Below are 7985 nucleotides of genomic sequence, written 5' to 3'. Positions count from 1 at the left end.
GGTTCCCTGCCGGAACCCGACTCGAACGAGGCGAGCGATTTCGCCAGGATCTTGTCGTCGATGTCGGTGACGTTCCGCACCACTGTCACGCGGTGCCCCCGCACTTCGAGCCAGCGGGTGAGCTGGTCGAACGCGATCGCCGAACGGATGTGCCCGACGTGTGGCATGCCCTGCACGGTGGCGCCGCAGTAGTAGAGGCTCGCCCGGCCCGGAATCAGGGGGACGAATTCGCGTACCTCGGCTTGGGCGGTGTCGTAGAATCTCAGGCTCACCGCTCCAGATTACCCGGCGGCAGGTGCCCGCCCGCCCGGCAGGCCCGAACCGGAGGCGACATCAGCACCCGGGTTCGCTGCGGTATCAGTCCCGAGGTTCGATGCAGTACCGGCTCCGGGTCAGGTGCCCGGCCGCGGCCCCGACCGGACGACGACGGCGGTCGCCACGGCCGCGATTCCCTCACCGCGGCCGGTGAGGCCGAGGCCGTCGCTCGTGGTCGCGGAGATGCTCACCGGGGCCTGTGCGGCGTCGGACAGGGTCGCCTCTGCTTCGGCGCGGCGCGGCGCGAACGTGGGCCGGTTTCCGATGATCTGGACGGCGATGTTCCCGATGTCGAATCCTGCAGCGCGAACGATGGCGGCGGCCCGCTTCAGGAGCAGGGTGCCCGAGGCGTCGGCGAACTCGGGGCGGTCAGTGCCGAAGTGCGTTCCGAGGTCGCCTACTCCCGCCGCGGAGAACAGGGCGTCCGCGGCCGCATGTGCTGCGGCGTCGCCGTCGGAATGCCCGGACAGCCCCCGCTCCCCCTCCCAGAGGAGGCCGGCGAGCCACAGTGGCGCAGGGACGTCGACGGCGGCGTAGGCATGCACGTCGACGCCGATGCCGGTGCGGGGAAGGTGCTCGTGGTCGCTCAGGTACATGGTGCCTCCGTGTGTGTGGGGGGTGCTGGTCGGTGTGCTGGGCGGTGCGCAGGGTCTTGCACCGTAACCAGCACCTCGGCGAGTCTCAGGTCGAGCGGCGTGGTGATCTTGAAGGAGAACGGATCCCCGTCGACCACGAATACGGGGATGCCCTGCAGTTCGACGAGCATGGCGTCGTCGGTGATGGCAGGGTCCGCCGCATCGGCGCGGTCGTGGGCCCTGCGCAGCACGTCCGTCGTGAAGCCCTGCGGTGTCTGCACGACCCGAAGTTCCGCGCGGCCCGGCGTCCCTGCCACCCGGCCGTCGCGGACGATCTTCACCGTGTCGACCACCGGCAGTACCGGGATGACGGCGTCGGCGCCTTCAGCCAACCGGAAGGCCACGCGGGAGAAGACGGCGCCCGGGGTCAGCGCGCGTGCGGCGTCGTGCACCAGCACGCGGACGACGGCGTCGCTGAGTCCGTCGAGTCCGGCCCTCACCGATGCTGCCCGGCTCGGCCCGCCGTGCACCGCCGTCACGCGGACTCCCCTGAATCCACCGCCCGTCTCTCGCACCACGTCCGCGAGGACTTCGTCGTCGGCCGGGATGACCACCACGACCTCGTGCGCGATTCCCGAGGCGAGGAGGTTCGTCAGGGCGCGCTCCAGGAGGGTGATCCCCCCGCACGCGACGCGGGCCTTGGGGATGCCGAGGCCGAGCCGCTGTCCTGAGCCGGCTGCTACCAGGATCACCCCGGTCGGGGCTCCGGCTTCGATCCCGGCGGGAGCATTCTCTTCTCGACTGGGAGGCACGGGTTCACCCTACGGCAGGTTAAACGAAAAAGAGGGGCCCCTTTCGGGACCCCTCCAGAACGTTCAGGAAGCCAGGACCTTGTCGAGAACTACTGCAGCCTTCTCTTCATCGGTCTTCTCGGCCAGTGCAAGTTCGGAGATCAGGATCTGCCGCGCTTTCGCGAGCATCCTCTTCTCCCCTGCGGACAAGCCGCGGTCGTGGTCGCGTCGCCAGAGGTCACGCACAACCTCGGCCACCTTGATGACGTCCCCCGAGGCAAGCTTCTCCAGGTTCGCCTTGTAACGGCGCGACCAGTTGGTGGGCTCCTCGGTGAACTCGGCCCGGAGGACATCGAACACGTGCTCGAGGCCTTCCTTGCCCACTACGTCCCGAACCCCAACGAGGTCAACGTTCTCTGCTGGTACTTCTATTGTCAGGTCACCCTGTGCCACCTTGAGCTTGAGATACATCTTCTCTTCGCCCTTGATGACGCGCATCTTGATCTCTTCGATTTTCGCTGCACCGTGGTGAGGATAAACAACTGTTTCGCCGACCTCAAAAACCATGTGGACTTTCCCCTTTCCCGCAGATCAGTTTATCACGGCGGCGACACGCCCAGACCGCGTTTTCGCAGGTCAGCAAGGGCAAACCCGCCGATTTAGCCATCATTCTCCTCTTGACGAAAGCGGTATGACCTGATTCAGGCTCGTCCGGCCCAGGAATCCGCTCAACCAACCCCGGGCTTTGCCGATAGTCTGTTTCCAGGGTCCCGACCGGATCCGTCAACCGCTGCCGACAGAAGAACCCCAGGAGTTTGTGCCGTGAAGAGTGCACCGAAGAACCGAGTGCGGCAGGCTGTTGCCGCCGGCGCCCTACTGGCCGTCCTGGGGGTCACCGGCTGCACCGCCAACAACCTCCAGGCCACCACCATCCAGTACGCCGCGTCGGACGGCATCGTGAAGGATGTCGGATCCATCGAGCTGCGCAACATCCTCGTGATCTCATCCGAGGACGGCGAGCCCGGCAGGCTCCTCGGTACGGCCATCAACACGAGCGACTCTCCGGTGCAGCTCACCATCGAGGCGGAGAACGAGACGGCGGAGATCACCATCGATGCCGAGGAGAGCTGGGTCTTCGAGGACGAGGTGGACGACGACGGCACCCTCGCCGGCATCGCGGAGATTCCCGGCTCACTCCTCGACCTGACTTTTTCCTCCGAGGAGGAAACAGCGACCTTCAACGTTCCGGTTCTTGACGGAACCCTCGAGGAATACCGCGAGTACGTTCCGGGTGGATACACCCCGGAGCCCCGGGAGCCTGCGGCAACCGAGGAGGAGTCGGAGGAAGAGTCCTAGGAGACCTGATCCTTGCGGGACCGGCTCCTCAGGCCTCGTACTTGTACCCGAGGCCGCGCACGGTCACGAGGTAGCGCGGGTTCGACGGATCCGGTTCGATCTTCGCCCGCAGCCGCTTGACGTGCACGTCCAGCGTCTTGGTGTCGCCGACGTAGTCCGATCCCCACACCCGGTCGATCAGCTGGCCGCGGGTCAGGACACGCCCCGAGTTCCGCAGGAGCATTTCAAGGAGTTCGAACTCCTTGAGCGGCAGGGCAACCTGTACCCCACCGACGCTGACCACATGCCGCTCGATGTCCATCCGCACCGGTCCTGCCTGCACGGTGTTCGGAACAAGCTCTTCTGGCTCCCCCTGCCGCCGGAGTACCGCGCGGACGCGGGCCACGAGCTCCCTGGAGGAGTAGGGCTTCGTCACGTAGTCGTCAGCGCCGAGTTCGAGGCCCACCACCTTGTCGATCTCGGAATCCTTGGCGGTCAGCATGATGACGGGCACGCTGGATCGCTGCCGCAGTTGCCGGCATACCTCGGTGCCTGACAGTCCCGGAAGCTGCAAATCGAGCAGCACGAGGTCGGCTCCCGCCCGGTCGAATTCGGCGACGGCGTCCAGTCCGTCGTCCACCACCGCAACCTCGAAACCCTCCTTCCCCAGCAGATAGGACAGCGGGTCGCTGAAGGACTCCTCGTCCTCGACTATCAGAATGCGTGTCAAGCGCGAACTCCCTGTTCCTGGGCGGTGCTTCCGCCCTTTTTGGATGACTTGCCAGAAGCTTTGTCCGGCCGGCCGGCGGCAGGGGCGCCGTCGTCGGCGGCTTCCATCTCGGGCAGGCGCACGGTAAAGGTGCTGCCCTGGCCGGCCTGGGACCAGACGGTCACCTCGCCGCCGTGATTCGACACGACGTGCTTGACGATGCTGAGGCCCAGCCCGGTTCCGCCCGTCTGGCGTGACCGGGCCGCATCGATGCGGTAGAACCGTTCGAAGATCCGCTCCTGCTCCTCCGGAGTGATGCCTGCGCCCTGATCGGTGACGGAGACCTGCACCAGTCCGTCGCGCGAACGCAGGCCCACCCCCACCCGGGTGCCCTCGGGTGAGTACCGGATGGCGTTGTCGATGAGGTTGCGGAACGCCGTCATCAGCAGGTCCGGGTCGCCGTAGACGGGCAGGGCCACCGACCCGCCGACCACGATCTGGATCCGTTTGCTCTCCGCGGGCAGCTTGTTGCGGTCCACGGCCTCGGAGATCACCGTGTTGATGTTCACCGGCTTACCGCTTCGCACTACGTCGGCACCCTGCAGCCGGGACAGCTCGATGATGTCCTGGACCAGGGCGGACAGTCGCGCGGACTCCTTGTGCATGCGCTGGGCGAAGCGGCGCACGGCCACCTCGTCCTCCGCGGCCTCGTGGATGGTTTCGGCAAGTAGCGAGATCGCGCCCACCGGTGTCTTCAGCTCATGGGACACGTTGGCGACGAAATCGTTCCGGATCTCCTCGGTCCGCGTGATTTCCGTGCGGTCGTCGGCGAGGATCAGGATGTATTCGGAGCCGAGCGCTGCCACCCGTACCTGGACCACGATGGTGCCCCTGCCGAAAGGACCACGCGGCAGCTCGAGCTGCTCCTGCTCGATCACGCCGTCCCGCCGGACACGGGACGTCAGATCCAGGAGCTCGGCATGAACCACGGTGTGCCCGCGGACCAGTCCGAACGCGTACGCCGCCGGGCTGGCGCGGACCACGCCGTCGATGGCGTCCACGATCACGTAGGCCCGGCCGATGATCGAGAGCACCTCCGCGGCGCCGTCGGGCAGGGTCGGTTCGTCCTCGTAGAGGAGCTGGCGCCGCTGGATCTCGCTGGTTCGGTACGCGAGCATGCCGAAGATGCCGAGCGCTAGGCCGACGAGCCCGGCGACCAGGCTAAGGAGAACGGGATCCACACCCCCAGCTTAGGCGCTGGGGTTTCCGCCCGGCCCTGATCCGGTGGCAATGGGCAAGGGGTTCAACTAACGTTCACTAGAAGCTGTGCAATAGTTCATGAGCGCCTGACAGGCTCGTGGCCGGAACTGTGCAGACAGTTCAGCGGTTACTTCAACGGAAAGGACGCCCACGTGCGTAAGGTTTTTCAGGCGGAACTCCATCACATCGGCGAGGAACTGATCGAGATCTCGCAGCTGGTGTCGGAGGCCATCCAGAGAGCCGACAGCGCTTTCCGGGGTGCCGACACCGAACTGGCGCAGGAGGTGATTGCAGCGGATACCCGGATCGATTTCCTGCAGAACGCGCTCGATGAACGTGCGATCGACGTCCTGGCCCTGCAGGGACCCGTGGCGAGCGACCTCCGGATGATCGTCGGAGCCCTCCGGATGAGCGCCTCTCTCGAGCGCATGGGGGATTTGGCACGACACATCGCGCAGCTCGCACGACTCCGCTTCCCCGCCAATGTCATCCCGGAGCGGATACGCCCGACCTTCGACGAACTGGCCGACCTCGACATCCAGATCGCGACGAAGGTCACCGAACTCCTCGAGACCCGCAACCTGGAGCTCAGTAGCGAGATCAGCGCCGCGAACTCCCGTGTCAACGAACTTCATGCCAGCGTTTTCCGGGCCATCGCCGCGGAGGACTGGAACGAGACCGCGCCCACCACGGTGGACGTGACCCTCGCCAGCCGGTACTTCGAGCGTTTCGCCGACCATGGCGTGTCGGTCTCGAGCAAGGTGACGTACCTCGTGACCGGCGAATGGCACCCGAGCGCGCCGCTGAACTAGCGCTCACCTGTCCTACGACGACGGCGGCCCCGCGGGGCCGCCGTCGTCGTAGGATGCCCGCCTCCTGCTAGTGCTTGCCCTGGTTCGCGACCGCTTCGATGGACGCGGCAGCGGCTTCGGCGTCCAGGTACGTGCCACCTGCCTTGACCGGGACCAGGTCCTCGTCCAGTTCATAGACGAGCGGGATGCCGGTAGGGATGTTGAGGGCGGCGATGTCGGCGTCGCTGATACCGTCCAGATGCTTCACGAGAGCGCGCAGCGAGTTGCCGTGCGCGGCGATCAGAACTGTCCTGCCGCGCCGGATGTCCTCGGTGATGTCGGATTCCCAGTACGGCAGGAAACGCTCCAGCACGTCTTGGAGGCACTCGGTGCGGGGGAGGTTGTCGCCGAGGTCGGCGTAGCGCGGATCGTCAGCCTGCGAGTATTCGCTGGAATCGTCAAGGGGCGGAGGTGGGGTGTCGTAGGATCTGCGCCATTCCATGAACTGCGTTTCGCCGTACTCGGCCAGCGTCTGCGCCTTGTCCTTACCCTGCAACGCTCCGTAATGGCGCTCGTTCAGGCGCCAGCTGCGCTTGACGTCGATCCAGGTGCGGTCCGCAGCCTCGAGGGCCAGGTTCGCCGTGATGGTGGCCCGCTTCTGGCGTGAGGTGTAGACGATGTCAGGGAGGATTCCCGCCTCGACCAGGAGCTGGCCGCCGCGGGTGGCTTCTTCCCTGCCTTTTGCCGTCAGCTCCACGTCCACCCAGCCGGTGAAGAGGTTTTTCTCGTTCCATTCACTTTGCCCGTGGCGCAGCAGAATCAGTTTGTAGGAAGTCATGGCTCCCAGTCTGCCGTATCGGGGCTGTGGCGGCATCCGTGAACGCACTGTTGCCCGTACCCTTGAACGGTGCCGCAGGTCAGACGCAGTTCCAAGCCGGTCGGCAGTATCACGCGCGGAACCACGAATCCCAACCGGCTGCGGCGTGTGGACCGCTGGCTCGCCGGGCCGCAGGCCTGGCGGCTCCGGTCCGCGGTAGACCCCCTCGTGGTGGACCTGGGCTACGGCGCCGCTCCTGTCACCGCCGTCGAGCTCTTCGAACGCCTTGCCCGTGTGCGGCAGGACGTCGAGGTGATCGGCATCGAGATCGATCCTGCGCGGGTGCGGGCCGCGCTTCCGCTTGCGCGGGCAGGGCTGAGCTTTCGGCAGGGCGGCTTCGAGCTTCCGCTGAGCGGGCGTCGGCCGGTGTTCGTGCGGGCCTTCAATGTGCTGCGTCAGTACGGCGAGGACGAGTATTCCGCCTATTGGGAGCAGGTGCAGGGCGCGCTCGCTCCGGAGGGGCTGTTCATCGACGGCACGTGTGACGAGATCGGGCGGCGGTCGACGTGGGTCGCGCTGGACCGCCGCGGGCCGGTATCCCTGAGCATCTCGATGCGTTTCGGGGGCTTTGCGCTGCCGTCGGAGGTGGCCGAGCGCCTGCCCAAGGCCCTGATCCACCGGAATGTACCGGGTGAACGGGTGCACGCCTACCTGTCGGCGATGGACAGGGCGTGGTGTGAGACCGCACCGCTGTCACCGTTCGGGAACCGGCAGCGCTGGAGTACGATGTGCGCGGCCCTGAAGGACGCCGGGTGGCCGCTGCTCGACTCGCCGTCGCGCTGGAGGCTCGGCGAAGTGACGGTGGGCTGGGACGCGGTGCGGCCCGGCTCCGGCTGACCGGTACTACCAGGGGCCGTAAGGGCCCTGGTTGCCTCCGCGGCCGACCGTCTCGCTGACGGCGGGCTTGACGTCGGCAAGGTATACGCTCGCTGCGACCACGGCGACCAGCTGGAACAGATTGAAGCCGCCGCCTCCGCCCAGGCCGCTGAGCGCTGACAGGAGTCCCACCACGAGTGAGCCGCCGGTCAGCGCAAGCCAGAAGCCCTTGGTGCGTTTGAGCGCGCCTTCGAACGACGCCGGTTTGTGACGGACGCAGTCGGTGAACGCCCAGACCTCGATCGCCAGGGCCACGAAGCCCAGGATGAGATACAGATAACTCTGGATGGAAAGAACAATCAGCACGGAATCAGCTTAGCCGTCCGGCTGCCGTGAGGGCACCATCGAGGTCCCGCCACAGGTCCTCGACATTCTCGATGCCCACCGACAATCGCACCAGGTCCTCGGGAACCGTGATCGGCTCGGCCGGCTGGCGCCGTCGTCGTTCGATGAGCG

The 7985-nt window shown here is 66.4% G+C and carries 11 protein-coding genes and 1 pseudogene; 3 read left to right on the top strand and 9 right to left on the bottom strand.

Going from position 1 to position 7985, the window contains the following annotated elements:
• From Y704_RS21080 to Y704_RS0112500, 4 genes and pseudogenes are all read right to left on the bottom strand, one after another.
• A pseudogene (locus Y704_RS21080) lies at positions 1-272 on the bottom strand (cysteine--tRNA ligase); the annotation flags it as partial.
• A gap of 120 nt (positions 273-392) precedes the next feature.
• Positions 393-911, bottom strand: a complete 519-nt coding sequence (ispF, locus tag Y704_RS0112510; RefSeq protein ID WP_026550363.1) for a 2-C-methyl-D-erythritol 2,4-cyclodiphosphate synthase — start codon at positions 909-911, stop codon at positions 393-395.
• On the bottom strand, positions 902-1702 hold the full coding sequence (gene ispD / locus Y704_RS21075) for a 2-C-methyl-D-erythritol 4-phosphate cytidylyltransferase (RefSeq protein ID WP_253904322.1): 801 nt from the start codon (positions 1700-1702) through the stop codon (positions 902-904). The genes ispF and ispD overlap by 10 nt, the downstream gene beginning before the upstream one ends.
• Before the next feature lie 63 nt (positions 1703-1765).
• Positions 1766-2248, bottom strand: coding sequence for a CarD family transcriptional regulator (locus tag Y704_RS0112500; RefSeq protein ID WP_026550362.1), 483 nt, complete (start codon positions 2246-2248; stop codon positions 1766-1768).
• Between the two features lie 255 nt (positions 2249-2503).
• Here Y704_RS0112500 and Y704_RS0112495 point away from each other — a divergent pair, with 255 nt between their 5' ends.
• Entirely contained in the window at positions 2504-3037 is a 534-nt protein-coding gene (locus Y704_RS0112495) for a hypothetical protein (RefSeq protein ID WP_026550361.1), read from the top strand.
• A 28-nt stretch (positions 3038-3065) separates the two neighbouring features.
• Here the strand turns inward: Y704_RS0112495 and Y704_RS0112490 are convergent, their stop codons facing one another.
• Together Y704_RS0112490 and Y704_RS0112485 are read right to left on the bottom strand one after the other, a co-directional pair.
• On the bottom strand, positions 3066-3746 hold the full coding sequence (locus Y704_RS0112490) for a response regulator transcription factor (RefSeq protein ID WP_026550360.1): 681 nt from the start codon (positions 3744-3746) through the stop codon (positions 3066-3068).
• A complete protein-coding gene (locus Y704_RS0112485) occupies positions 3743-4966 on the bottom strand; it encodes a sensor histidine kinase (protein WP_026550359.1) in 1224 nt (407 codons plus the stop codon). The genes Y704_RS0112490 and Y704_RS0112485 overlap by 4 nt, the downstream gene beginning before the upstream one ends.
• A gap of 171 nt (positions 4967-5137) precedes the next feature.
• Here Y704_RS0112485 and phoU point away from each other — a divergent pair, with 171 nt between their 5' ends.
• Positions 5138-5797: a phosphate signaling complex protein PhoU gene (gene phoU / locus Y704_RS0112480; RefSeq protein WP_026550358.1), complete on the top strand. Its 660-nt coding sequence runs from the start codon at positions 5138-5140 to the stop codon at positions 5795-5797.
• Positions 5798-5864: 67 nt separating this feature from the next.
• Here the strand turns inward: phoU and Y704_RS0112475 are convergent, their stop codons facing one another.
• Positions 5865-6614 (bottom strand): phosphoglyceromutase, encoded by a 750-nt coding sequence (locus Y704_RS0112475; RefSeq protein WP_026550357.1) that lies wholly within the window; start codon positions 6612-6614, stop codon positions 5865-5867.
• Positions 6615-6683: 69 nt separating this feature from the next.
• Here Y704_RS0112475 and Y704_RS0112470 point away from each other — a divergent pair, with 69 nt between their 5' ends.
• Positions 6684-7490: a class I SAM-dependent methyltransferase gene (locus tag Y704_RS0112470; RefSeq protein WP_026550356.1), complete on the top strand. Its 807-nt coding sequence runs from the start codon at positions 6684-6686 to the stop codon at positions 7488-7490.
• A 6-nt stretch (positions 7491-7496) separates the two neighbouring features.
• Here the strand turns inward: Y704_RS0112470 and Y704_RS0112465 are convergent, their stop codons facing one another.
• Positions 7497-7835 (bottom strand): DUF2516 family protein, encoded by a 339-nt coding sequence (locus tag Y704_RS0112465; RefSeq protein WP_035772678.1) that lies wholly within the window; start codon positions 7833-7835, stop codon positions 7497-7499.
• A 4-nt stretch (positions 7836-7839) separates the two neighbouring features.
• A partial coding sequence (locus Y704_RS24070) for a PLP-dependent transferase (RefSeq protein ID WP_035772677.1) occupies positions 7840-7985 on the bottom strand: 146 nt, incomplete at its 5' end.

Source organism: Arthrobacter sp. Br18 (assembly GCF_000520555.1).
Taxonomy (GTDB): domain Bacteria; phylum Actinomycetota; class Actinomycetes; order Actinomycetales; family Micrococcaceae; genus Arthrobacter_D.
The sequence above is the reverse complement of the archived record's forward strand: the minus strand, read 5'-3'. Positions and strand labels throughout refer to the sequence as shown.